Source organism: Rhodovulum sp. MB263, from assembly GCF_002073975.1.
GTDB lineage: Bacteria > Pseudomonadota > Alphaproteobacteria > Rhodobacterales > Rhodobacteraceae > Rhodovulum.
In genome coordinates this window covers 497456-520634 of record NZ_CP020384.1, presented here as the reverse complement: position 1 = coordinate 520634, position 23179 = coordinate 497456, and the positions used below count along the sequence as shown (strand labels likewise).

Genomic DNA, 23179 nt, shown 5'->3' with positions numbered 1-23179 from the left:
GGGGGTGCCCCGCCCCGGCGGGGCTGCCTCAGCGCTTCATCCGGTCGGCGGTTTCCTGGACGATGTTGAACATCCGCGCGCCAAGCGGCATGCCGGTCTTCAGCTCGCCCAGAACCACGGTGGTCTGGCTTCCGGTCTCGTCGGTGATGATCCATTGCCGGAGCTCGACCGGGTCATTGGTGAAGACCAGCGTGATGGTGCCGTAATCGGGATGCTCGGGATCCTGCGCGACGACGCGGGTCGAGCTGCCGTCCTCCTCATGGCCCACCACCATCCGGGCGCGGCCCAGATCGACATTGCGGTCGAGGATCAGGTTCAGCGGCGTGCGCTTCAGCGGATACTGTTCGGGCGGCTGGTTCGACTTGTCGTCATAGACCGCGACCTGCCCGCCGCCTGCCAGCACCAGCGCCTTTTCGGGCGGCGCATATTCGAACCGCGCCCGGCCCGGGCGCTTGATCGAGAGCGTCCCGGTCGAGATCGAGCCATCGGCATTGATCTGGGTGAAATCGGCCTGCGCGGTCTGGAAGCCGTTGAGATAGGCCGAAAGCGTCGAGAGCGGGATCGGTGCGGCAAGCGCGGAACTGGCCGACATCAGGGCCGCGAGGGCCAGGGAAAGACGAAGCGGTTTCATGGCTGCCAATCTAGAGCGCCCGGCCGGGCTTTTCACCCGCCCGGCCGTCACGATCAGGCGATCCGCCGCTCATGCCTGCTCGGGCACGAGGATCTCGCGCTTGCCGACATGGTTGGCGGCGCTGACCACGCCCTGATCCTCCATCTGCTCGACGAGGCGCGCGGCCTTGTTGTAGCCGATGGCCAGCTTGCGCTGGATATAGGAGGTCGAGCATTTGCGATCCTTGATCACGATCGCCACGGCCTGATCGTAAAGCGCATCCTCGCTGTCGGTATTGCCGCCCAGCCCCAGCACCAGGTCGATATCGCTTTCCTTGTCCTCGTCCGGTCCCTCGACCACGCCACCGACATAATCCGGCGGGCCGAAAGCCTTGAGGTAGTTGACGATCTCCTCGACCTCCTCGTCGCTGACGAAGGGCCCGTGCACGCGCGACAGGCGTCCGCCGCCGGCCATGTAGAGCATGTCGCCCATGCCCAGAAGCTGTTCGGCGCCCTGTTCGCCCAGGATCGTGCGGCTGTCGATCTTGCCGGTCACCTGGAAGCTGATCCGGGTCGGGAAGTTGGCCTTGATCGTGCCGGTGATGACATCGACCGAGGGCCGCTGGGTCGCCATGATCAGGTGGATGCCCGAGGCCCGCGCCATCTGCGCCAGACGCTGGATGCAGGCCTCGATCTCCTTGCCCGCGACCATCATCAGATCGGCCATCTCGTCGACGATGACGACGATATAGGGCAGCGTCTTGGGCAGAAATTCCTCGGTCTCGAAGACGGGCTCGCCGGTCTCGTCGTCAAAGCCGGTCTGCACCGTGCGCTTGAACATCTCGCCCTTGGCCATCGCGTCGCGCACCCGGCCGTTATAGCCCTCGATGTTGCGCACGCCCATCTTGGACATCTTGCGATAGCGTTCCTCCATCTCGCCCACGACCCATTTCAGCGCGACGACGGCCTTCTTGGGGTCGGTGACGACTGGCGAGAGCAGATGCGGGATGCCGTCATAGACCGACAGTTCCAGCATCTTGGGGTCGATCATGATCAGCCGGCATTCATCGGGCGTCAGCTTGTAGAGCAGCGACAGGATCATGGTGTTGATCGCGACCGACTTGCCCGACCCGGTCGTCCCAGCGATCAGCAGGTGGGGCATCTTTGCCAGGTTCGTCACCACCGGATCGCCGCCGATATCCTTGCCCAGCGCCAGCGGCAGCCGCATCGCGCTGTCGCCGAAATCGCGCGCCGACAGGATCTCGCGCAGCACCACCTTCTCGCGGCGGGCATTGGGCAGCTCGATCCCGATCACGCTGCGCCCCGGCACGGTCGAGACCCGCGCCGACAGCGCCGACATGCTGCGCGCGATGTCGTCGGCCAGGCCGATCACCCGGCTGGCCTTGAGGCCCGGCGCCGGTTCCAGTTCGTACATGGTGACCACGGGGCCGGGCCGGACCGAGACGATCTCGCCCTTCACGCCGTAATCGTCCAGCACGTTCTCCAGCATGCGCGCATTCTCTTCCAGCGCCTCTTCGCTGAGATAATGCCGCTCGATAGTCTCGGGATTGGTCAAAAGCGACAGCGGCGGATGCTGGTAGCCCTCTTCCGATTCGTCGAATTGCAGCCCCGGCTGGGCCTCTTCGCGGGCGCGGCGCGACGACACCACCGGCTTGCGCAGGCTCTGCTCGACCACCCGGCGCGGCTCGGGCAGCGGGATCGCGGGGGCCGGAGCGGCAGGAGCGGCCGGGGTGGAGGGGGCGGCGGCGTAATCCGCGGTGGGCAGACCGGTCTCGAACGGGTCCTCCTCGTCGAAATCGTCGATCTCGGGTACATCGATCCCCATGCCCGGATCGGGCGCCTGCGGCACGGTCAGGGCGGCCGGGCTGCGCACCACCGGCGGCTCGGGACGGAACCCCGTCGGCGGCACCGGCGCAGCGCGGCCCGAGCGCGCGCGGACGACATCGGCGATGCGCGCCCGGATGCGCTCTTCGGAGGCCGGGGTCATCGCCACCTCGTCATCCTCATCGTCGATCAGATCGGGATCGGCGCGACGGCGGAACACCGGCAGCCGCGCGAACAGACCGGAACGGGCGGGCGCCCCGTCCTCATGACGGTCGTCGTAGCGGTCGTCGTAATCGTCGCAATCCTCGGGTTCCGCGACGGTCTGGCGGCGCCCGGCGCGCGCGCTCCGGCGCGCCTGCAGATCCTCGCCATAACGCACCGCGCCCTGCAGCGCCCCGCGTACCCCGCGCCCGGTTGCGGCCCGCACCGCGGCATAGCTGAGAATGAGGCCCAGCAGCACAGCCCGGCCAAAGCGCCGGATCTCGTCGCGGTCGACACCGCAGACGAACAGCCCCAGCGCCAGCGTGCCCAGCCAGACCAGCGCCGAGACCAGCTTGAGCCCGACGATGGTGCCGATCGGGACCAGCCCCAGCACCGCGCCCAGCACGGTATCGCCGAACAGCCCGCCCATGCCGAAGCTGTGGGTCCAGTCCGGCGTCGGCACATTGGTCGCGGCATAGACCGAGGCCAGGCAGACGAGGAAGGGCGCGAAGATCACCCGCGACAGCGCCCGTTCCTCGCCCCAATGGGTCACGAGACGCAGGCCCCAGGCCGCGGGCACCGCAACCAGCGCCCAGCCGCCATAGCCCACGACGATATAGACCGGCGAGGCGATCGAGGCGCCGAACCGGCCCAGCAGGTTCCGGGCCGGGGCGTCGGTGGCCGAGAACCAGCTCGGATCGTCGGTGACGTAAGATCCCAGCGTCAGCGCCAGCAGCACCGCAGCCAGCATCAGCCCGATGCCCAGCAGTTCCTTGCCCCGGCGCTCGATGGCGGCCTGGGTGGTCTGGTCGAGAAGGGGTTCGCGCCGTTTCATCTGATAGGAAGCCATGCCCTCGCCCTTTTCAATCGTACAGACAGCCGCGCAGCCGGACCAGCGCGGCACGCATTTCATCTTCGGCGGCAACCATGGCCACGCGGATATGGCCCGCGCCCGGGTTGGTGCCGTCGACATCCCGCGCCAGATAGGCGCCGGGCAGGACCCGCACCCCGGTCTCGCGCCAGAGTTTCAGCGCCGCCGCCTCGCCATCGGCGACCGGCAACCACAGGAAGAACCCCGCTTCCGGAGCCCGATACCCCGCCACGCCCCCGAGGATCTCATCGGCAATGGCATATTTGTGCTGATACCGCGCCCGGTTCGCCGCGACATGGGTCTCGTCGGCCCAGACCCGTTCGGCCACCCGCTGCAGCGGCAGGGGCAGCGGAGCCCCGGCATAAGACCGAAGCTGCTTGATCCGGCCGATGCTGCCCGGCCCGCCGGCAGCAAAGCCCGAACGCAGCCCCGGCAGGTTCGAGCGTTTCGACAGGGAATGGAACGCGACCACCCGCTCGGGATCGGCGCCAAGCTCGGCCGCCACGCTCAGCGCGCCCGGCGGCGGGCTGTCGCGGTAGATCTCGGAATAGCACTCATCGGCGAAGATCCGGAAATCGTGTTTCTCGGCCAGCCGGATCAGATCGGCCCAATAGCCGCGGTCGGCCACGGCGCCCTGCGGGTTCGAGGGCGAACAGAGATAGGCGATGGCGACACGGTCCAGCAGCTCGGGCGCGAGCGCGCCGTAATCGGGCAGAAAGCCGGTTTCGGCGGTCGCGGGCACATAGACCGGCTCGGCCGCCACTGCCAGCGCGGCCACCGCATAGACCTGATAGAACGGGTTCGGCGTCAGGATCACGGGCCGGGCGCCCGCTTTCGTCTCGGGGCAAAGCGCAAGCGCGGCGTTGAACAGCCCCTCGCGGGTACCGTTCAGCGTGGTGACCTGGGTCCCGGGGTCGAGTGTCACGCCATAGCGGCGCCCCACCCAGCCCGCGATGGCCGCGCGCAGCTCGGGCGTGCCCTCGTTCGGAGGGTACTTGCCGAATTCATGGACATGCTCGGCGACGACACCGGCGACCCAGTCGGGAAAGGCGTGCCGGGGCTCGCCGATGGTCATGTGCACCGGCACGCCGCCGGGCTCATGGACGTCGAGAAGACGCCTGAGTCGCGGAAACGCGTAATCCGGTAGGTTCGAGAACCGCTCGGGAAAGGTCATGGACCCCTGTCTTGTCTGTCTTACTGCCTCGGTTCGAAGTCGTCTGAGCGCTCCGATTGCGGATCACGATAGACCCTCGCCGCGCCGGGGTCCAGAAAGCCCGGCGCGCGCAACCCGTTGCCGGGCAAAGTTGTGGCATTTAGGTCAGGGCACGTTCCGCCGCCGCGCCGATCCGCAACAACCGCTCTTCCGACATCGGCAGCCCCATGAAGGAGATCCCCGTCGCCGGCACCCCGGTCGGCAGGGTGAGAACCGCGCCGCCCATCAGGTTCCCGATCCGGGTGTTGCGCAGCGCCAGAAGGTTCTCGGCCATGAAGAAGTCGGGATCGGCCAGCAGCCGCTCGACATCGGGCGGCAGGATCGGGCAGGTCGGCATCAGCACCGCATCGAAGCCGGACACCCGCCGGGCCCATGTCGCGCGCAACCCCTCGAGCGTCTGCCAGGCGGCAACGTAATCGGCGCCCGAGAAGGCGCGCCCGCTGCGGAAGCGGTCCAGGACCGGCGGATACATCTTGTCGGGGTCGGCCTCGATCCTGTTGCGCCAGGTGCCATAGGCCTCGGTCGCGAACAGCACCCCGGCCAGCGCCAGCGCCTCGGCAACCTCGGGCGCCTGCTGCCGGACGATGGTCGCGCCCTCCTCAGCGAGCCGCTCCAGCGCATGGTTGAACCCGGCCCGGGGCGCATCGCGCAGACCGTCGAAGGCCGCCGTTTCCAGCACCATGAACCGCAGGCCCTCGAGACGCGCCCCGGCCAGGTCGGCAGCCCGGCCGCCCTCGAGCGCCGCCAGCAGCAGCGCCGCATCCCCGACATTGCGCGCGAGCGGACCCACGGTATCGAATTTCGGGCAGAGCGGCACGACGCCCTTCAGCGAGATCCGCCCGGCGGTGGTCTTGAGCCCGACCAGGTCGTTCCAGACCGCCGGGATGCGCACCGAGCCGCCGGTATCGGACCCGATCGCGCCCGCCGCCAGACCGAAGGCCACCGAGGCCGCCGCCCCCGAGGAGGATCCGCCCGGCGCCCCCTTGGGCGCGTTGATGCAGGGCGGCGTGGCCGTGACCGGATTGACGCCGAGCCCCGAGAAGGCCAGTTCGGTCATATGGGTCTTGCCAAGGCAGACCAGCCCGCCCGCACTCGCCGTCGCCAGCACCTCGGCATCGCGCCCGGGCACCCGCCCTTGCAGCAACGCCGCGCCCGCCTCGGTCGCGATGCCCGCGCTGTCGAAGAGATCCTTCCACGAGATCGGCACCCCGTCGAGCGGCCCGAGCCGCATTCCCGAGCGCGCCCGTTCGCGCGCCGCCCCGGCCTCGGCCAGCGCCCGTGCCCGGGTCGTGCGGGCATAGATCCGCTCGCCAAGCGGATGGCCAGAGATCCCGGCGAGAAAGCACTCCGTCAGATCGACCGGGTCGATTTTGCCCGTCCCGATACCGCGACCAAGATCGCCCGCACTCATCCCCAGCCAGTCACTCGCCATCCGCAATCTCCCTCACCCGATATCTGCGCGACGCTAACGGCACCGGGACTTATGGACAATCCCGGGAAGACCGCCATATTCACGCCATGACCTACGATTCCGAGATCCTGATCGTCGGCGGCGGGCTCAACGGCCCGGCGCTTGCGCTGGCCCTGGCCCGGGCCGGGCTGACCGTGACCGTGATCGACGCCCTGCCCAGCGCCGAGCGGACCGATGACCGCTTCGACGGGCGCTCCTATGCGCTGGCGCTGGGCTCGACCCGGCTGCTTTCGGCCATCGGGATCTGGCCAGGACTCGTCCATCGCGCCCAGCCGATCCTCGAGATCGTCGCCTCGGACGGGCGGGCGGGCGAAGGTGCTGCGCCCTTCTTCCTCGATTTCCACCATGGCGAGATCGAGGAAGGCCCGATGGGCCACATGATCGAGGACCGCCATCTGCGCCGCGCGATGCTGGAGGCGCTGGAGGCCGAGCCCCGGATCACGACCCTGTCGGGCGAGACCGTTCTGGCGCAGGAGACCGGCGCGACCGGGGCGACGGTGACGCTGGCCTCGGGCCGGCAGCTTCGCGGCCGGGTGCTGGTCGGCTGCGACGGGCGCCGGTCGGGCACCGCCCAGCGCGCGGGCATCCGCCGCACGGGGCATGATTACGGCCAGACCGCGCTCGTTTGCGCCATCGCCCATGAGCACCCGCATAACGGCACCGCGCATCAGTTCTTCATGCCGCCGGGGCCGCTGGCGATCCTGCCGCTGCCCGGCAACCGCAGCTCGATCGTCTGGAGCGAGCGCCACGCCCAGGCCGCCGCGATCCAGGCGCTGGATGACGACGCCTATCTCGAGGTGCTGCGCCCCCGCTTCGGCAACTTCCTGGGCGAGATCGCGCTGGAAGGCACGCGCTTCACCTATCCGCTGAACCTGACGCTGGCCAATGCCTTCTGCGCGCCGCGGCTGGCGCTGGTCGGCGATGCCGCGCATGGGGTGCATCCCATCGCGGGCCAGGGGCTCAATCTGGGGCTTCGCGACGTGGGCGCGCTGGCCCAGGTGCTGGTCGAAGCGAAACGGCGGGGCGAGGATATCGGCGCCATCGACGTGCTCGAACGCTACCAGACCTGGCGGCGCTTCGACACCACCCTGATGGCGGCCGGGACAGATACAGTCAACGCACTGTTCTCGAACGACAACCCTCTGCTGCGGCTCGGCCGCGATCTGGGTCTGGGTGCGGTCGCGGCGCTGCCCGGCCTGCGCCGCCGCTTCATCCGCGAGGCGGCCGGGCTGACCGGCGGCCTGCCACGGCTGATGACCGGACGGCCGCTCTAGGCCGCGGCCGGTCCTTTTCCGAAGATCGAACGAACGAAAGCGCCCGGCCGAAAGGCCGGGCGACTGGTATCGGGTTTTGATCGGGCAGGTCTGTGTCTGGCTTACGCGGGCTGCGCCGCGCCGCGATTGCGCCGCCAGATCGAGAAGTTCAGCGCCCAGGCATAGCTGGTCCAGACCACATAGGGCGCGATCAGCAGCCCCGCGAACATGTCGGTCTGGTAGAACGAAACCGCCATGGCCAGGACCGAGATCCACATCCCGCAGAGAACGACCAGTGCCGCCCCCGGTCGGTGCAGGCCGAAGAAGACCGGCGACCAGAGCGTGTTGAAAGCAACCTGCAAGCCCCAGATCGCCAGCGCGTAGGCAAGCAGCGGGCTGCCCGAGATCGCGACGCGCGTCGCGGCATAGGCCATGCAGATGTAAAGCACGAACCACGCCACCGGAAAGAGCCAGTTCGGCGGGGTCCATTTTGGTTTGTCGATGCGGTCATACCAGCCGTCTGGCGAGAAGAACGCACCTGTCGCGCCCGCCGCATAGGTGGTCGCGAGGAATATTCCGAAGAGGGGCCAATCGATCATCATGTACCTTAAATAGCCTTGCGGCGATATTGTTCCAATGTGGCACCGCGTCTCGCGCGCTCGCGCGCCTCGAGCTGGGCCAGGATCGCGATGATCTCTCCGGCCCGGCCCTCGCCCCATGGGTTGTCCGATGGCCGCCGAATCGCGGTCGCCTCGACCAGATAGGCGCATTCGGGCAGCGGCTTGCCGTACAGCACCGCCGAGCGCGGCATCACGCTGGCCGTCAGGGCCTGGATCGAGGACCAGATCAGCCAGCCGAGCTTCTGCCTCTTGTTGGTATAGGCGCGGCGGGTGATGTTGTCGTAATCGGCGCGGCGCACCTCGCGGCCGATGGCGGCATAGATGTTGCGCGCGGCAAAGATGCCCGGACGGCAGGCGAAAGGCAGCTCGGCCACGCCCGGCTCGGACCGGAAATACAGCCGGTTGGCATCGGCCAGCAGCTTCTGGGTCAGGCGCCGGATGCTGGGCGAGGGCTGCGGCCGGGCCAGGAATTCCTCGACATCGAGCCCGACCTCGTTCATCCATTGCAACGGCAGGAAGAAGCGGCCCTCGGCCGCGTCCTCGCCGACATCGCGGGCGATATTGGTCAGCTGCATCGCGACGCCCAGATCGCAGGCCCGTGCCAGCGCATGCGGATCGCGGACCCGCATCAGCACCGCCATCATCACGCCGACCGCCGCCGCGACCCGGGCCGAATAGGCATAGACCCCCGACAGCGTTTCATAGCGCCGCCCCATCGCGTCCCAGGCCATGCCCTCGAGCAGCGCCTCGGGCAGGGTGCGCGGCATCTCGAACTCGTCGACCACTGCCGCGAAGGCCCGGTCGCAGGGCGCGTTCCGGGGCTGGCCGCGATAGATCAGGTCCAGCCGCTCGCCCAGCATCAGGACCGCAGCCGACTTGTCATGGGTCAGATCGACCGCATCGTCGGTCAGCCGGCAGAAGGCGTACAGCGCCAGCGACGGGTTGCGGACCCGCGCCGGCAGCAGCTTCGAGGCCGCATGGAAGGAATAGGACCCGGTCCGGATCGAGTCCTCGCAATGCTTCAGATCGGCCGGATCGATCATCTCAGCCTGCCGTGACGCTGTCCGCATCGGGCACGAGCTTGGCCATCACCTCGGCCGAGGTGACGACGCTGGGCAGGCCCGCGCCGGGATGGGTGCCTGCACCCACCAGATAGAGGCCCTCGACCTCCTCGCTGATGTTGTGCGGACGGAAATTGGCGCTCTGGAAGATCCGGGGCTCCAGCGAGAAACCCGCGCCATAGGGCGAGAGATAGCGCGCCTGGAAGGTGTCCGGGGTGAAGACGAGGCTGGTCGAGACATGCTGGCCGAGACCCGGCAGCAGCCTCTCTTCCAGAACCGCCTGCACCGATTGGCGGTAGCTTTCGGCCCGGGCCTTCCAGTCGACGGGCGTGTCGCAATGCAGGTTCGGCACCGGCGACAGCGCATAGAATGTGTCGTCGCCCTCCGGCGCGGCCGAGGGGTCGGTGACCGTCGGCCGGTGGATGTAAAGGCTCATGTCCTCGGCCAGCTCTTCGGGCCGGAAGAAGATGTCCTTCAAGAGTCCCTTGTAGCGCGGCCCGTTCATCACGGTGTGATGGCCCACATCGGCCCATTTGCCACGGGTGCCCCTGGTGCCGAAATACCAGACGAACAGGCCCATCGACCAGCGTTTCCTGGCCAGGCTCTCGTCGGTCCAGCGCCAGCGGCGGGTATTGCGCAGAAGGTGGCTGTAGGTGAAGCCCGCATCGGCATTCGAGACCACGACATCGGCGTCCAGCACCTCGCCCGAGGCCAGCCGGACACCGGTCGCGCGGTGCTTCTTGACGACGATCTCGTCGACCTCGGTCTTCATCCGCAGGGTGCCGCCCTGCCCCTCGATCACCCCGGCCATGGCCTTCGCGAGCGCAGCGACGCCGCCCATCGCGTAATGCACGCCGAATTCCTTCTCGAGATAGCTGACGAGGATGTACATCGAGGTGACGTTCAAGGGGTCGCCGCCGATGAACAGCGGATGGAAGGACAGCGCCATGCGCAGGCGTTCGTCCTTCACCCGGCTCGCGGCATGGGCATAGACCGAGCGGTCGGCGCGCAGCTTGCCGAAGATGTGCAGGACCTTCACCAGGTCCTTCCATTCGTTCATCGGACGGCGGCCGAGCCCCTCGAAGCCGAACCAGTAGCGCTTTTCGGCATCCTTCAGGAACCGGTCATAGCCCGCCAGGTCGTCGGGCGAGATCCGCGCCACCTCGGCCCGCATCTTCTCGGTGTCCTGCTGCGCCCGGAAACGCTCGCCATCGGCGAAGACGATCTCGTAGAACGGGTCCATCGGCGCCAGCGTGACATCCCGGTCGAAATCGCGCCCGCAGGCGGCCCAGAGCTCGCGGAAGACCTGCGGCACGGTGACGATGGTCGGCCCCAGATCGAAACGGTGCCCATCCTGCCAGATCGCCGAGCCGCGCCCGCCGGGCACATCGAGCTTGTCGACGACCGTCACCCTGTAGCCCTTGGCGCCAAGACGCATCGCTGCGGCCAGCCCGCCCAACCCGGCTCCGATTACAACGGCGTGCGGACGACCCGCCCGAACAGCTTCATCCGCCAGGGCGGGATCTACTCGTGTCATCATGTCGCTAGGTTAAACCTGTCTAGTTTAGTTTACAATGCTTCTACCGGATACGCGCCGGGGGCGGCAGGTTCCTTGCGGTCGCACCCCGAAGAGCCCAGAAGATGACCGACAGCCGGTTTAGGAGAGTCGCAAATGCAAGTCGTCACCATCAGTTTTTTCCGTTATGACAACTGGGCTTCGCGCCTCGAAGCGCTGAGCCAGATGGCCCGCGGGCGCTTCGCGCTGAAGGCGGTTCCGGGGCTGGAATTCTTCAAGCTTCTGGGCACCGGTTCGGATGAAGGTTTCAACCCCCGCCCCAATGTCGACGTCAACGCGATTCTCTGCGTCTGGCCCGACATGGCCACCGCCAAGGCGGGCCTGAAGGGCTCGATCACCCACCGGACGCTGCGCGACCATTCCTGCGAGACCTATACGATCTACCTCACCCCCACCTCGGCCCGCGGCATGTGGTCCGGGGTCGAGCCGCTGAAGGTGACCGAAAAGGCCGAAGAGGGCCCGCTGGCGGTCCTGACCCGCGCCACCGTCAAACTGCCGGTCGCGCTGCAGTTCTGGAAGCATGTGCCGCAGATCCAGAAGGAGGTCGCGGCCGATCCGACCTGCGTCTTCCACATGGGCCTGGCCGAAGTGCCCTGGGTGCAGCAGGTGACCTTCTCGCTCTGGCAGGGCACCGGCACCATGGCGGGCTTCGCCCATGGCCAGACCCCGCATGGCCACGCGATCCGGGCCGCCTATGGCGATCACTGGTTCAAGGAAGACCTTTATGCCCGCTTCAAAATCCTCGAGGAAGAGGGTACGTGGGAAGGCGGCAGCCCGATGGCCAAACTGAAATCGGACTCCAGACCGGCCGCTCCGGCCCCTGCCGAGCCCGCCGCGACCGAGAAACCCGCGGCCCAAGCGCCCGCGAAGCCCAAGAAAGCTCCCAGGAAGTCCCGGGGGTCCAAGAAATCGAAAGTGTCCGCATGACTCAACCCTTTCCCTTCTCCGCCATCGTCGGCCAGGAGGAGATGAAGCAGGCGATGATCCTCACGGCAATCGACCCGGGGATCGGTGGCGTTCTGGTCTTCGGCGACCGCGGAACCGGCAAATCGACGGCCGTGCGCGCGCTGGCGGCGCTGCTGCCACCGATCCAGGCGGTCGCGAGCTGCCCGGTCAACTCGCCCGCGCTAGACCAGTGCCCGGACTGGGCGCATCTGACCTCGACCGAGATCGTCACCCGGCCGACGCCCGTCGTCGACCTGCCGCTCGGCGTGACCGAGGACCGGGTGGTCGGCGCGCTCGACATCGAGAAGGCGCTGACCAATGGCGAGAAGGCGTTCGAACCGGGCCTTCTGGCGCGCGCCAACCGCGGCTATCTCTATATCGACGAGGTCAACCTTCTCGAGGACCACATCGTCGATCTTCTGCTCGACGTCGCCCAGTCGGGCGAGAACGTGGTCGAGCGCGAGGGTCTGTCGATCCGGCACCCGGCGCGCTTCGTGCTGGTCGGCTCGGGCAACCCCGAAGAGGGCGAGCTGCGGCCGCAGCTTCTCGACCGCTTCGGGCTGTCGGTCGAAGTGACCTCGCCCAAGGATATCGACACCCGGATCGAGGTGATCCGCCGCCGCGACACCTACGAGATGGATTACGAGGGCTTCATGGAAAAATGGCGCCCCGCCGATGCCGAGCTGCGCGAGAAGATCATCGCAGCCCGTGCCCATCTCAAGACCATGGCGAGCGACGAGGCGGTTCTGCGCGACTGTGCCGAGCTGTGCCTGGCGCTGGGCTCTGACGGGCTCAGGGGCGAGCTGACGCTTCTGAAGGCCTCGCGCGCGCTGGCGGCCTTCGAGGGCGCCGATGCGGTCACCCGGGCGCATGTGCGCAAGGTCGCGCCGTCGGCGCTGCGCCACCGCCTGCGCCGCGATCCTCTGGACGAGGCCGGGTCCACCACCCGCGTGGGCCGTGTGGTCGAGGAGGTGCTGGGTGAGCCTGCCTGACGGCCTCTGGACCCGGGTCGAGATCGGCCTGAACGCACTGGCCGTCGATCCGGCCGGGCTGGGGGGCCTGTGGCTCCGCGCCCGGTCGGGGCCGGTGCGCGACCGGGTGATCGAGGCGCTGCCCGCCCTGCCCCTGCCGCTCAAGCGCCTGCACCCCTCGATCGGCGACGAGCAGCTGTTCGGCGGCATCGACCTGACCGCGACGCTGTCCTCGGGCAAGCTGGTCGAACGCGCGGGGATCCTGGCCGAGCCGGCGATCCTGGTCCTGCCGATGGCCGAACGCACCCAGCCCGGGCTGGCCGCAAGGCTGGCCGGGGCGATGGATCAGGGCAGCGGGCATTGCCTGATCGCCATGGACGAGGGCGCCGAGCCGCAGGAGACCCTGCCCGCGGCGCTGACCGACCGGCTGGCGCTGCATCTCGATCTCGACGCCCTGCCCTGGGGCCAGACCGAGCGCATCGCGATGGATACCGAGGCCCTGGCCGCAGCCCGCGCCCGGCTGCCCGGCGTTCGGGCCGGGACCAGCGTGCTGGAAGACCTGACCGTGCTGGCCGTGCGTCTGGGGATCGACTCGCTGCGCGCCCCGATGCTGGCCCTGAAGGCCGCCAAGGCACTGGCCGCGCTTGCCGGCAATGACGAGGTCGATCAGGACGACCTGACCGCCGCCGTCCAGCTGGTGCTGGCGCCCCGCGCGACGCAATTCCCCGAAGAGGAACCGGCCGAGGACGACCAGCCGCCGCAGGACGACCCGCCCCCGCCCGAACCCGAGCAGGGCGACAAGGACCAGGACGAGGGCGAAAGCCAGTCGCTGGACGAGTTGCCGCTTCAGGACATCCTGCTCGAGGCCGCAAAGGCCACGCTTCCGGCCGATCTGCTGGCCAATCTCGCCGCGCAGAAGGCGCAGCGTGCGGGCGGCGGCATTTCCGGCGCCGGCGCCAAGCGCAAGGGCAACCGGCGCGGCCGGCCGATCCCGGCCCGGCGCGGGCGGCTCGATACCGGTGCCCGGCTCGACGTGATCTCGACCCTGCGCGCGGCCGCGCCCTGGCAGACCATCCGCAAGCGCGAATCGAGCTTCGAGCGGTCCCTGCATATCCGGACCGACGACTTCCGGATCAAGCGCTTCGAGGAGAAATCCGACCGGCTCCTGATCTTCGTGGTCGATGCCTCGGGCTCGGCGGCGATGACCCGTCTGGCCGAGGCCAAGGGCGCGGTCGAGCTGCTGCTGGCCGAGGCCTATGCGCGGCGCGACCATGTCGCGCTGGTGGCATTCCGGGGCGAGGCGGCCGAGCTTCTGCTGCCGCCGACCCGCTCGCTGGTCCAGACCAAGCGGCGGCTCGCGGCCCTTCCGGGCGGGGGCGGCACACCGCTCGCGGCCGGGCTGAAGACCGCGCTGGAACTCGCGATCCAGTCCAAGGGGCGGGGCATGACACCGACCGTCGCGCTGCTGACCGACGGGCGGGCGAATATCGCGCTCGACGGGACCGCAAACCGGACGCTGGCGGCCGAGGATGCGACGCGGATGGCGACCGCACTCCGGGTCAACGGCTATCCCGCCATGGTGATCGACATGGGCCAGCGGCCCGAACGGTCGCTGAAGGCGCTGGCCGAGACCCTGGGCGCGCCCTATATCCCGCTGCCGCGAGCCGATGCCAACCGGCTCTCGACCGCCGTATCGGCCGCGCTCGACGCCTGAGGAGACGCATGGACTGGGACCGGGACGGATATGACTGGCCGAACCGGGACTTCTCCCGGTTCGTGCGTCACCGCCCCCATTACTGGCACCTGCAGGAAGCGGGCGACGGGCCCGTCGTGCTGTTGCTGCACGGCACCGGCGGCGCGACCCATAGCTGGCGCGATGTCTTCCCGATCCTGGCCCGGCACTATCATGTGGTCGCGCTCGATCTGCCCGGTCAGGGCTTCACCAGGCTGGGCGCCCGCCAGCGCTGCGGGCTCGACGCCATGAGCCGGGACATCTCGGCGCTGCTCGACGGCGAGGGGCTGCTGCCCGACGCCATCGTCGGCCATTCGGCAGGTGGCGCCCTCGCGCTTCGGATGGTGCGCGACCTGAAACGACCACCCCGGGCGCTGGTCGGGATCAACGCCGCGCTGGAAGGGTTCAGGGGGGCGGCGGGCTTCGTGTTCCCGATGATGGCGCGGATGATGGCGCTGAACCCGTTCTCGGCTTCGGAAATCTCGCGCTGGCTCGGCACGGCCGCCGGCGTCGAATACATGATCGCCGGGATCGGCAGCAGGATCTCTCCCGAGGGGCTCGCGCTCTACCGCCGGCTGGTGGCCGACCGCCACCATACCGACGCGACGCTGGCCATGGTGTCGCAATGGTCTCTGGACGGGCTCTGGTACGACCTGCCCGGGATCGACCTGCCGACGCTTCTGATCGTGGGAGAGGACGATCGCGCGGTGCCGGTCGCGGGCTCGGTGCGCGCGGCGGCACGGCTGCCGCAGGCCGAGCTTGCGCGCTTCCCCGGGCTCGGCCATCTGGCCCATGAAGAAGCCCCCGAGGCGGTCACCGCACGGATCGAGACCTTCCTCGCCAGCCGGATCTGAGCGGCAGCGTTCCGCGCGACAGGCCGGGCGCAGCAAAAAGGCCGCCGGGGCGACCGGCGGCCGTTTCGCGTGATAGCGTGAGCTTATTCGTGGGTGCCGAAGCTCGCGATATAGGCGAAGACGTCACGGATTTCCTGTTCCTTGACGCGCTGGTTGGTCATCAGCCCGCGCCCCTTCGGATCCTCAGTGTAAGTGCGCAGGAAATCGGTCGGATTCGGCACGTATTTGACCAGTTCGTCCTCGGTCCAGACCAGCCCCTTTTCCCCGGCTTCCTGCATCAGCTTGGAATAGCGGAAGCCATCGATGGCGGCGGCATGGCGGCCGGGCATCTTGAAGAGGTTCGGACCAACCTTGGCATTGCGCCCCGCAACCACCTCGCCCGCATCGTTCTCGACGATATGGCAGGTCTGGCAGACCTTGTTGAAGACCTTCTCGCCGGCGGCCGCGTCACCCGTCACATCGACGGCCAGAGCCGGACCGGCGATCAGGGCCGCAGCAGCGGCAGCGAATGTGAATTTCGAAATCATGGGTCTCTCCCTGACTCAGCTGAACCGGTGCATACCATGGAACGCAGGTCTCGGAAGGTCAATCGATATGGGTTGCTAAAGAAAGGGTTTCCGATCAGTGGATTGGTCCCGAGCGGCCGTGAGCCCGCACAAGCCGGGCACGCGCCTTCGGCTTTCCTCCAGTTCCGGATCGGACGCGCCCGGAGGCCGCTCCGGGCCGATTCGCAAGCGACAGGCGAGTCAGGTCCGGCTCATGTCCTTCGAGGGCATCTTGTCCTCCCCGACGCGCGGCTTGCGCTCGGGCAGCATCCAGCGCCAGAGCCGCTCGTCGGGCAACGGCAGCACCATCAGCCAGTGTTCCAGCAACGCCAGCGCCGTGATGGCGGTCAGCAGCGCAAAGCCCACCTTGTCATGCGGGTCGCCGACCGCGAACAGCCGCTCCATGAAACAGGCCACCGCGAAGGTCAGTCCCGAGATCGAGATCGGGAACAGCCAGTTCAGCCGCGAGATCTTGAAATGGCTGGGCAGATGCGCCAGCGGCGTCGGCAGGAACTCGACATTGATCTTGGGCACGCCGAGAAACAGGTTCAGCTTGGCCGAGATCCGCGCGAAGAACAGGATGATGAAGGTCCAGACCCCGACCCCGTTTGCCGAGTCGTGGCTGGTGACCAGCATCGCGAAGAGGATCACCACCAGCAGCGTCTCGTGATAGGCGATGGTGCCATAGGCGCGCATGAACCGCTCCCAGCCGCGCGCATGCGGATGACAGCGGGTCGTGTTCGGCCCGGTGATGACGCCGGTGAGGAAGGCCAGCTCCACCCAGCCCCAGATCGCGATCGCTGCGAGAAAGGCCAGATAGGCGGTCGCCACGGTCTCGAAATGGCGGGTCACCTCGAACAGCCAGACCCCGCCGCCCAGAAGCGGCAGGGCCATGATCGTCGCCCGAAGATGCGCCAGGCGCCCCCGGTGCTCGGCGCGGCGCACGACGATCAGGATTGCCCCGGTCGAGAACCACCAGATGAAGAAGGCGGCCAATGCCGCGAACCACGCCGTTGCGATCAATAGACTGGCTCCAGACGGGTCGAGGCCGGCACCTCGTGCCTTTGCGCCGGAATGCTCAGAAGCGACAGGAATGCCCAGGCCGCCCGCGCCGAGCCCGCCCATTGGGCAAGCTTGCCGGCCGCGCCGCCGCGTTTGCGCGCGGCGTCGATGGCGACGCTGGCCTCCTGCAGCGCCGTCAGCCCCTTCGCCCAGCGCGGATGGTCGATATCGAGCGTGATCGGGAAGATCTGTTTCGACAGGTCCGAGGTCTTGCGGAACACCTCATGGCCGTACCAGTCGGTATCGACGCCCAGCGCCTTGTGGAAGGCGGGTCGCTGGTGATCGCGCACATGCATTGTGGCAAAGACCGCGGTCAGGAAGAACTTGATCCACAGGACATTGACGCCCGAGGTCAGCTTGGGGTCGGTCTTCATCAGAAGCGCGAAGGCCTCGCCATGGCGGAACTCGTCATTGCACCACTCGCGGAACCACTTGAAGATCGGATGGAACCGCCTTTCGGGATGCTCTTCGAGATGGCGGAAGATCGTGATGTAGCGGGCATAGCCGATCTTCTCGCTGAGATAGGTGGCGTAGTAGATGAACTTGGGCCGGAAATAGGTGTATTTCTTCTTCTGGGTCAGGAAACCCAGGTTCACGGCGATCCCGGCCTCGCGCAGCGCGTCGTTGATGAAGCCCGCATGGCGCGCCTCGTCGCGGGCCATCAGCTGGAACAGCTCGGTCACGTCATGGTTCGAACCGCGCCGCTTCATCTCCTTGTAGAGCACGCAGCCCGAGAATTCGGCGGTGCAGGAGCTGATCAGGAAGTCGATGAACTCCTTCTTCAGCTCGGGTTCCATCCCGTCCCAGTCGACATGGTCCCAGGTTTCGTCTTTCCTGAAATGGCCCTTGTTGGGATCGGCTTCCATCTCGGCGATGAGCGCGTCCCAGTCGGCCCGGACCGGGCTGACGTCGATGGCGTCGAGCGCCTCGAAATCGGTGGTGTAGAAGCGCGGCGTCAGCAGCGTGTCCTGCATGGCGACGGCGGTCGCGGTCTCGCTGTCCAGAACGGCCTGCTGTTCCTGGATCGCAAGGCCTTCCTCGACGGTGGTGGCATCGGCGGTATGGACGTTCACAGCTTCACCTCCTCGGAAAAGGAGAATTCGCAAAGCTCCATGAATTCCAGATCGCCCGTCAGTCGCGTCCAGAGACGTTCAAGCGGGGTCGCCCGGGTGATGATGGCGGTGCGGTCCTCCCTGACCACCTCGCCATAGGGGGCCATGATCTCGGGGCCCTGCACCAGCACTTCGTCGCCCGGATGCACGACGGCTCCGTTATTGAACCGCACATGCGCATGCAGGCTTTCGAACTTGTGCGAGACCTCAACCGTACAAGGTGCGGTCTCCTTCCTTCGGGTGAAAATTCCCATCTTTCGGTTCCCTGTTTTTGAGTGTGGAGGGCATGTTCCCGATCCCTCCGGTCAGTCCAGCAGCCGCGCGAAGGCTGCGGTATTGTCGGCGCCGAAACCGACCAGTTCGGCACGCCATCCTGTCTGGTCGTCATACAGAGAAATGCGCCCGTCCTTGAACCGGACGAGGCGGACCGGCGCGTCGACCGGCACGCCGGCCTGCTTGCGCTTGAGCTCGAGCGCCCGCCAGACCCCGGCCACGAAGCCGCCCTCGTTGGGGGCGAATTCGAAGACCTGGTTGCCCTCGGTATCGTAGACCTTGGCCGAGCCGTCGATCCTGGCGTCGATCACGATCTGGCGCTCCACCGCCACCGGGGCCCCGGCATCGGGCAGCGCGTCGAGCGGCCGGTCGGTCAGCCGCGCATAGCTGACCAGGATCAGCGCGAAGAGGGCGACCCCGAACATACCCTTGATCAGGATCGGCGGGATCTTCTCTCCGTGGTCGTAAGGGCCTGTATGCCTGTTATTTCGAGCCATATTCTACTCCGCTGCAACCGTGTCATCGGCATCGACGCGCGTGAGACGGGGCTCGGAGAGCCGCGTCTGGGCCGCGTCGGCAATCAGTCGGGCGACCTTCGCCGCGTCAGGGATACAGCGGAACGCGGGCTCGGTGCGGGCCATCCGCCAGGGACGGATATGGGGCCAGCACAAGAGATACGAGAACTTGGTCGTTCCCATCAATTCGAAGGCGATGGTGCCGCTCCCGGACTTGCGCAGATCGAGATTGGCATTGCCGATCTGGGTATAGGGCAGGTTCAGCGTCATATCGAGCGCCGCCCCGATGCGAAGCGCCACACGACGGTTGGTGACGGTATAGACCGTGGCCCTTGCCTGGACGAAGGCCGTGACCACCAGCAGCAGGCAGACCACGGCCCCCAGGACCAGGAAGAACGAGGACGCGACCGCCGCCTGCGACCAGGGCATGGTCTCGGCGGCGACGATCATGCGCCACAGGAAGAGGATGACGAAATAGCCGCCCACCCAGTAGAGCGCGAGGCTCTCCCGGGCGAGCGCCCACCAGCCGGGTCGGCCCTGCCAGAGGATATGTTCCCCCTCGGGCAGGCGTTCCGGCAGTCCCTTGATGGGTTCGGCGGCGAAATCGTCGTCGGACATTGCGTCCCTTCCTCAGAATTGCGGTTCGAGCCGCTCGGCGGGGTCGGCATACAGCTTGCCGCCCGCGTAATAGGCACAGACCTTGTCTTCTTCGAGCTTGGTGATCTGGGTCGTCGACTTGATGGTCGGAACGGCGGCGAAATGCTTGCCGTAGATCGAATGGACCGAGACCTCGGGCTTGAACCAGCCGATCTTGGCCAGCTGCATCGGCAGCATCCGGCGACCGCCGCCATGCTCGGCGTCGAGTTCCAGCTCGAGATAGCGCACCAGCTGTTCGGGTTCGTCGACCCACATGTCGACCACGCTGCCGACCTTCTCGCCGTCGCCCGCGATCACCGGCATGCCGCGCGGGTCGCGACCGGCCGAGACCTTGAAGGTCTTCAGCGCCGAAAGCGGCTGGATCTTGGGATGGCCGCGGCCGTCAAGCTCGGGCTCGTCCTTGCGCGCGCACCAGGCAGCCGGGCCCACGCCGTCGACCATCGGGTCGCCGGTCGGCTCCAGCGGATAGCCGTTGCTCTTGGTGACCTTCTTCAGCGCCAGATCCGCGTTGCGGGGGTCGGTCTGCATGTCGGGCACGGTCTTTTCGCCCTGGCCATGCGGCAGCTTGAAGGTCTTGGCCGCGGGCAGCGGGAACATGCCCTGGTTCGGCGCGGCATTCCCCATCTCGTCTTCCAGCGGGTAGCCCTCATGCATGTTCATGCGTTGAAGGTAGAAGATCAGCCCAGCGAAGAACAGCCAGAACGCCCAGATGGACAGACTGGCGATATCGAAGTTTCCGAAAAAAGCGTTGACCATGGGTATCGGTCCTCCGGGTCAGGTTGGGAAGTCGGCCAGCCCGATCTTGGCCGAGGAATCCCTGTTGGGATGGTTGTTGCGGTCCTGTGGGCGCACAAGCGGCCCCAGAACCATGAGTGTCACGAAGAGAAGGACGATCTCAATGTGGTAGACCGCCGCGTATCCGGTGGCCGGCGTGTTGAGCCCCTCGCCCAGAACGCCCGCCGTCGCGAGATGGCCGATTCCGTCGCGCAGGGCCCCGCCCAGCGCCACGGCCAGCCCCGAGGCGGTCGCCTGCGCCGCGCCCCAGGCGCCAAGCGCAAGGCCGCGGCCGGCGAAATCCCGGACCGGCAGCGCCATCGCCGCGGTCAGGGTCGAGACCGAGAACAGGCCGCCGCCGAAACCGATCAGCATCGCGCCGAGGAAGAACAGGAGGCCCGAATGCAGCGGCCCGGCAAAGATCACCAGGGTGAAGGCGACGATGCCGCCGAGAATGCCGAGCGCCCCCATCCGGTGCGAGTTCATCCCCTGCCCGAGCCAGCGCGCCGCGAGCCCGAAGCCCACCAGCGCCCCGAAGGCCCAGAGCGCGGTCAGAAGCGTGGTCGAGGAGACCGACAGCCCAAGGATCTGCCCGCCATAAGGCTCGAGCAGGACGTCCTGCATCGAGAAGGCCAGCGTGCCGAGGAAGACCACCGCCAGCAGCCGTCCGGCGCTGCCGCCGCGGATGAAGTCGCGCCAGGCATCGCCGAAGCCCGGCTGCGGGGCCTCGCGCTCTTCCTTCGACATCGGGCACATCCGCTCCTGTTTCCAGAGCGCGACGACGTTGAGCAGGATGGTGACGACGGCCGCGCCCTGCACCACCCGGATCAGCCGGATCGACGAGAAATCGCGCAGGAGCCAGCCGATGACGATGGACGAAATCCCCATCCCCAGCAGGAACATGACGTAAAGCAGCGCCACGACCCGCGGCCGGGTCTCGTCGGTGGCGCGGTCGGACGCCAGCGCCAGGCCCGCGGTCTGGGTCATATGGAGCCCCAGCCCCGTCATCAGGAAGGCGATGGCGGCAAAGACCTCGCCCGCCCAGGTCGGCCCCAGCGTCTGGTCGCCCGACAGAAGCAGCAGCGAAAACGGCATGATCGCCAGCCCGCCCATCTGCCAGAGCGTGCCGAACCACATGTAGGGGACACGCTTCCAGCCGATGGCCGATCTGTGATTGTCCGACCGGAAGCCCATCAGCGCGCGGAAGGGCGCGACCAGAACCGGCACCGCGATCATCATCGCCACGACGATCGCGGGCACCGAAAGCTCGACGATCATCACCCGGTTCAGCGTGCCCAGAAGCATCACCGTCGCCATCCCCACCGAGACCTGGAACAGCGACAGCCGCAGCAACTCGTTCATCGGCAGTCCGTCCGAGGCGGCATCGGCGAAGGGCAGGAACTTCGCCGACAGCTTCGTCAGGGGATGAGGCTTCTTGCTCATCTTTCAAGCTCCATGGCCTGGCTGATATAGAACCCCTTGGCGACCCGCGCGACGGCGCGCAGCCGCCCCTTTACGCCCGCCTTGCGCAAGGCACCCGCGATGCGGACCTCGGAATGCGGAATGATCCGGGGCGAGCGGTCCGAGCGGGGGAAGAGCTTGCCCGTCACATGCATGACGCTCAGCAAGGGCGTCTTCGGCGCGACGGTGAAGACGATCTTGCCGCGGGTCCGGGGCGCAAGCTTGCCCAGGGCCTCGGCGATGTCGCGGGCCTGGTAGTGGATCAGGCTGTCCATCGCCATGACATAGTCGAAACGCCCCAGCCGTTCGCCCAGCATGTCGCCCGCCACGAAGGTGATCTGGCGATGATACTTGTCGGGGATCCGGCTTTTCGCCACGTCGAGGAGGCTTTGCGAGATGTCGCAGGCCACCACCTCGGCGCCGCGCTGGACCAGCTCGAGCGTCATCGGCCCGGCGCCGCAACCGGCATCGAGCACCCGGCACCCGGTCAGGTCGTCGGGCAGCCGCGCCAGCATCGCGGCGCGCATCTGGTCGCGCCCCTCGCGCACCGTCTGCCGGATGCGCGACACCGGGGCATCCGAGGTCAGATGCTCCCAGGTCTTGGCCGCCGTGCGGCCAAAGTAGGTCTCTAGTCGTTCCCGGGTACGGGCGTAGCTGTCCATCAATCGAACCCAAGCAATTCAAAGATTTCCCGGTCGGGCAGCGGATGCGGCGCCAGGGGCTCGGTCCCGGCCCAGAGCAGCTCCGCCAGCCGCACGTATTCGGCACGGCACTGCACGATATCCTCGTCATCGGGCATCTCGAACAGCGTCTTTTTCATCAGCCGCGAGCGCCGGATCGCATCGACCAGCGGCATATGCGCGATACGGTCGAAGCCCACCCGGCTGCAATACTTGTCGACCTGGTCGGTATCTTCCGACCGGTTCGCGATGCAGCCGGCAAGCCGCACGTTGTAGTTCTTGGACTTGGCCTGCACCGCGGCGATGATCCGGTTCATGGCGTAGATCGAATCGAAATCGTTCGCGGTCACGATCACCGCCCGGTCGGCATGCTGCAGGGGCGCAGCGAAACCGCCGCAGACCACATCGCCCAACACGTCGAAGATCACCACATCGGTGTCTTCCAGCATGTGGTGCTGTTTCAGCAGCTTGACGGTCTGGCCCACGACATAGCCGCCGCAGCCGGTGCCCGCGGGCGGGCCGCCCGCCTCGACGCACATCACGCCGTTGAAGCCCTCGACCATGAAATCCTCGGGGCGCAACTCCTCGGGGTGGAAATCCACCTCCTTGAGCACGTCGATCACCGTGGATTGCAGATGCCCCGTCAGGGTGAAGGTCGAATCATGCTTGGGATCGCAGCCGATCTGCAGAACGCGCTTGCCCAGCATCGAGAAGGCCGCCGACAGGTTCGACGAGGTCGTCGACTTGCCGATCCCGCCCTTGCCATAGACCGAAAAGACCTTGGCCCCCTCGATCTTCATCGTTTCGTCCTGATGGACCTGGACGGAGCCTTCGCCGTCTTCGCCCTTCAGCACAGGAATTTCGTCTCTGGGGCTCAT

The 23179-nt window shown here is 67.4% G+C and carries 22 protein-coding genes; 5 read left to right on the top strand and 17 right to left on the bottom strand.

The features are described 5' to 3' along the window. Positions 1–28 precede the first annotated feature (28 nt). The 4 genes from B5V46_RS02575 to B5V46_RS02560 all read right to left on the bottom strand — a co-directional run bounded on the left by B5V46_RS02575 (position 29) and on the right by B5V46_RS02560 (position 6171). A complete protein-coding gene (locus tag B5V46_RS02575) occupies positions 29–631 on the bottom strand; it encodes an outer membrane lipoprotein carrier protein LolA (RefSeq protein WP_080615134.1) in 603 nt (200 codons plus the stop codon). A 69-nt stretch (positions 632–700) separates the two neighbouring features. Beyond that, positions 701–3505, bottom strand: coding sequence for a DNA translocase FtsK (locus B5V46_RS02570; protein WP_080615133.1), 2805 nt, complete (start codon positions 3503–3505; stop codon positions 701–703). A gap of 13 nt (positions 3506–3518) precedes the next feature. Further along, positions 3519–4700, bottom strand: a complete 1182-nt coding sequence (locus tag B5V46_RS02565; RefSeq protein ID WP_080615132.1) for an aminotransferase class I/II-fold pyridoxal phosphate-dependent enzyme — start codon at positions 4698–4700, stop codon at positions 3519–3521. A gap of 139 nt (positions 4701–4839) precedes the next feature. Beyond that, positions 4840–6171: an amidase gene (locus B5V46_RS02560; protein WP_231119203.1), complete on the bottom strand. Its 1332-nt coding sequence runs from the start codon at positions 6169–6171 to the stop codon at positions 4840–4842. Positions 6172–6257: 86 nt separating this feature from the next. Here B5V46_RS02560 and B5V46_RS02555 point away from each other — a divergent pair, with 86 nt between their 5' ends. Next, positions 6258–7484, top strand: a complete 1227-nt coding sequence (locus B5V46_RS02555; RefSeq protein ID WP_080615131.1) for an FAD-dependent monooxygenase — start codon at positions 6258–6260, stop codon at positions 7482–7484. A gap of 101 nt (positions 7485–7585) precedes the next feature. Here B5V46_RS02555 and B5V46_RS02550 read toward each other — a convergent pair whose 3' ends face one another. Genes B5V46_RS02550 through B5V46_RS02540 form a run of 3 tightly spaced genes read right to left on the bottom strand, consistent with a single transcriptional unit; the run spans position 7586 to position 10684 of the window. Further along, positions 7586–8065 (bottom strand): TspO/MBR family protein, encoded by a 480-nt coding sequence (locus tag B5V46_RS02550; RefSeq protein ID WP_155773902.1) that lies wholly within the window; start codon positions 8063–8065, stop codon positions 7586–7588. A gap of 5 nt (positions 8066–8070) precedes the next feature. Continuing rightward, complete coding sequence (gene crtB / locus B5V46_RS02545; RefSeq protein ID WP_080615130.1) at positions 8071–9126, bottom strand: 15-cis-phytoene synthase; 1056 nt, start codon at positions 9124–9126, stop codon at positions 8071–8073. Position 9127: 1 nt separating this feature from the next. Then, positions 9128–10684 (bottom strand): phytoene desaturase, encoded by a 1557-nt coding sequence (locus tag B5V46_RS02540; RefSeq protein ID WP_080615129.1) that lies wholly within the window; start codon positions 10682–10684, stop codon positions 9128–9130. 132 nt (positions 10685–10816) lie between these two features. On the opposite strand from B5V46_RS02540, the gene B5V46_RS02535 reads away from it, so the two are divergent. The 4 genes from B5V46_RS02535 to bchO are packed head-to-tail and all read left to right on the top strand — an operon-like array spanning position 10817 to position 15222. Next, entirely contained in the window at positions 10817–11647 is an 831-nt protein-coding gene (locus B5V46_RS02535) for a hypothetical protein (protein WP_080615128.1), read from the top strand. Further along, complete coding sequence (gene bchI / locus B5V46_RS02530; RefSeq protein WP_080615127.1) at positions 11644–12657, top strand: magnesium chelatase ATPase subunit I; 1014 nt, start codon at positions 11644–11646, stop codon at positions 12655–12657. Before B5V46_RS02535 ends, bchI begins: the two co-directional genes overlap by 4 nt. Further along, positions 12650–14350, top strand: coding sequence for a magnesium chelatase subunit D (locus B5V46_RS02525; RefSeq protein ID WP_080617924.1), 1701 nt, complete (start codon positions 12650–12652; stop codon positions 14348–14350). The genes bchI and B5V46_RS02525 overlap by 8 nt, the downstream gene beginning before the upstream one ends. Positions 14351–14358: 8 nt before the next feature. Further along, complete coding sequence (bchO, locus tag B5V46_RS02520; protein ID WP_080615126.1) at positions 14359–15222, top strand: alpha/beta fold hydrolase BchO; 864 nt, start codon at positions 14359–14361, stop codon at positions 15220–15222. An 83-nt stretch (positions 15223–15305) separates the two neighbouring features. Here bchO and B5V46_RS02515 read toward each other — a convergent pair whose 3' ends face one another. The 10 genes from B5V46_RS02515 to bchL all read right to left on the bottom strand — a co-directional run bounded on the left by B5V46_RS02515 (position 15306) and on the right by bchL (position 23179). Beyond that, positions 15306–15749 (bottom strand): cytochrome c family protein, encoded by a 444-nt coding sequence (locus tag B5V46_RS02515; RefSeq protein WP_155773900.1) that lies wholly within the window; start codon positions 15747–15749, stop codon positions 15306–15308. Between the two features lie 219 nt (positions 15750–15968). Continuing rightward, a complete protein-coding gene (gene puhE, locus B5V46_RS02510; RefSeq protein ID WP_369822804.1) occupies positions 15969–16790 on the bottom strand; it encodes a putative photosynthetic complex assembly protein PuhE in 822 nt (273 codons plus the stop codon). Further along, a complete protein-coding gene (gene acsF / locus B5V46_RS02505; protein WP_080615124.1) occupies positions 16787–17902 on the bottom strand; it encodes a magnesium-protoporphyrin IX monomethyl ester (oxidative) cyclase in 1116 nt (371 codons plus the stop codon). The genes puhE and acsF overlap by 4 nt, the downstream gene beginning before the upstream one ends. Beyond that, positions 17899–18195 (bottom strand): hypothetical protein, encoded by a 297-nt coding sequence (locus tag B5V46_RS02500; protein WP_080615123.1) that lies wholly within the window; start codon positions 18193–18195, stop codon positions 17899–17901. Before B5V46_RS02500 ends, acsF begins: the two co-directional genes overlap by 4 nt. 51 nt (positions 18196–18246) lie before the next feature. Further along, a complete protein-coding gene (gene puhC / locus B5V46_RS02495; RefSeq protein WP_080615122.1) occupies positions 18247–18711 on the bottom strand; it encodes a photosynthetic complex assembly protein PuhC in 465 nt (154 codons plus the stop codon). A 3-nt stretch (positions 18712–18714) separates the two neighbouring features. Further along, complete coding sequence (gene puhB, locus B5V46_RS02490; RefSeq protein ID WP_080615121.1) at positions 18715–19347, bottom strand: photosynthetic complex putative assembly protein PuhB; 633 nt, start codon at positions 19345–19347, stop codon at positions 18715–18717. Between the two features lie 12 nt (positions 19348–19359). Then, positions 19360–20142 carry a photosynthetic reaction center subunit H gene (gene puhA / locus B5V46_RS02485; protein WP_080615120.1) on the bottom strand — a complete coding sequence of 261 codons (783 nt, stop codon included), beginning with the start codon at positions 20140–20142 and terminating at the stop codon, positions 19360–19362. Between the two features lie 18 nt (positions 20143–20160). After that, entirely contained in the window at positions 20161–21603 is a 1443-nt protein-coding gene (locus B5V46_RS02480) for a PucC family protein (protein WP_080615119.1), read from the bottom strand. Beyond that, entirely contained in the window at positions 21600–22283 is a 684-nt protein-coding gene (gene bchM / locus B5V46_RS02475) for a magnesium protoporphyrin IX methyltransferase (protein ID WP_080615118.1), read from the bottom strand. Before bchM ends, B5V46_RS02480 begins: the two co-directional genes overlap by 4 nt. Beyond that, entirely contained in the window at positions 22283–23179 is an 897-nt protein-coding gene (gene bchL / locus B5V46_RS02470; RefSeq protein ID WP_080615117.1) for a ferredoxin:protochlorophyllide reductase (ATP-dependent) iron-sulfur ATP-binding protein, read from the bottom strand. Before bchL ends, bchM begins: the two co-directional genes overlap by 1 nt.

What these genes read in the sequence shown, in the direction of transcription:
- B5V46_RS02480 (WP_080615119.1), bottom strand. Translation starts at nt 21,603, where the DNA reads ATGAGCAAGAAGCCTCATCCCCTGACGAAGCTGTCGGCGAAGTTCCTG.
- B5V46_RS02540 (WP_080615129.1), bottom strand. Translation starts at nt 10,684, where the DNA reads ATGATGACACGAGTAGATCCCGCCCTGGCGGATGAAGCTGTTCGGGCG.
- B5V46_RS02500 (WP_080615123.1), bottom strand. Translation starts at nt 18,195, where the DNA reads ATGGGAATTTTCACCCGAAGGAAGGAGACCGCACCTTGTACGGTTGAG.
- puhB (WP_080615121.1), bottom strand. Translation starts at nt 19,347, where the DNA reads ATGTCCGACGACGATTTCGCCGCCGAACCCATCAAGGGACTGCCGGAA.
- B5V46_RS02555 (WP_080615131.1), top strand. Translation starts at nt 6,258, where the DNA reads ATGACCTACGATTCCGAGATCCTGATCGTCGGCGGCGGGCTCAACGGC.
- B5V46_RS02515 (WP_155773900.1), bottom strand. Translation starts at nt 15,749, where the DNA reads ATGATTTCGAAATTCACATTCGCTGCCGCTGCTGCGGCCCTGATCGCC.
- B5V46_RS02575 (WP_080615134.1), bottom strand. Translation starts at nt 631, where the DNA reads ATGAAACCGCTTCGTCTTTCCCTGGCCCTCGCGGCCCTGATGTCGGCC.
- crtB (WP_080615130.1), bottom strand. Translation starts at nt 9,126, where the DNA reads ATGATCGATCCGGCCGATCTGAAGCATTGCGAGGACTCGATCCGGACC.
- bchL (WP_080615117.1), bottom strand. Translation starts at nt 23,179, where the DNA reads ATGAGCCCCAGAGACGAAATTCCTGTGCTGAAGGGCGAAGACGGCGAA.
- bchM (WP_080615118.1), bottom strand. Translation starts at nt 22,283, where the DNA reads ATGGACAGCTACGCCCGTACCCGGGAACGACTAGAGACCTACTTTGGC.
- B5V46_RS02550 (WP_155773902.1), bottom strand. Translation starts at nt 8,065, where the DNA reads ATGATGATCGATTGGCCCCTCTTCGGAATATTCCTCGCGACCACCTAT.
- B5V46_RS02570 (WP_080615133.1), bottom strand. Translation starts at nt 3,505, where the DNA reads ATGGCTTCCTATCAGATGAAACGGCGCGAACCCCTTCTCGACCAGACC.
- B5V46_RS02565 (WP_080615132.1), bottom strand. Translation starts at nt 4,700, where the DNA reads ATGACCTTTCCCGAGCGGTTCTCGAACCTACCGGATTACGCGTTTCCG.
- puhC (WP_080615122.1), bottom strand. Translation starts at nt 18,711, where the DNA reads ATGGCTCGAAATAACAGGCATACAGGCCCTTACGACCACGGAGAGAAG.
- B5V46_RS02535 (WP_080615128.1), top strand. Translation starts at nt 10,817, where the DNA reads ATGCAAGTCGTCACCATCAGTTTTTTCCGTTATGACAACTGGGCTTCG.
- bchO (WP_080615126.1), top strand. Translation starts at nt 14,359, where the DNA reads ATGGACTGGGACCGGGACGGATATGACTGGCCGAACCGGGACTTCTCC.
- B5V46_RS02560 (WP_231119203.1), bottom strand. Translation starts at nt 6,171, where the DNA reads ATGGCGAGTGACTGGCTGGGGATGAGTGCGGGCGATCTTGGTCGCGGT.
- puhA (WP_080615120.1), bottom strand. Translation starts at nt 20,142, where the DNA reads ATGGTCAACGCTTTTTTCGGAAACTTCGATATCGCCAGTCTGTCCATC.
- bchI (WP_080615127.1), top strand. Translation starts at nt 11,644, where the DNA reads ATGACTCAACCCTTTCCCTTCTCCGCCATCGTCGGCCAGGAGGAGATG.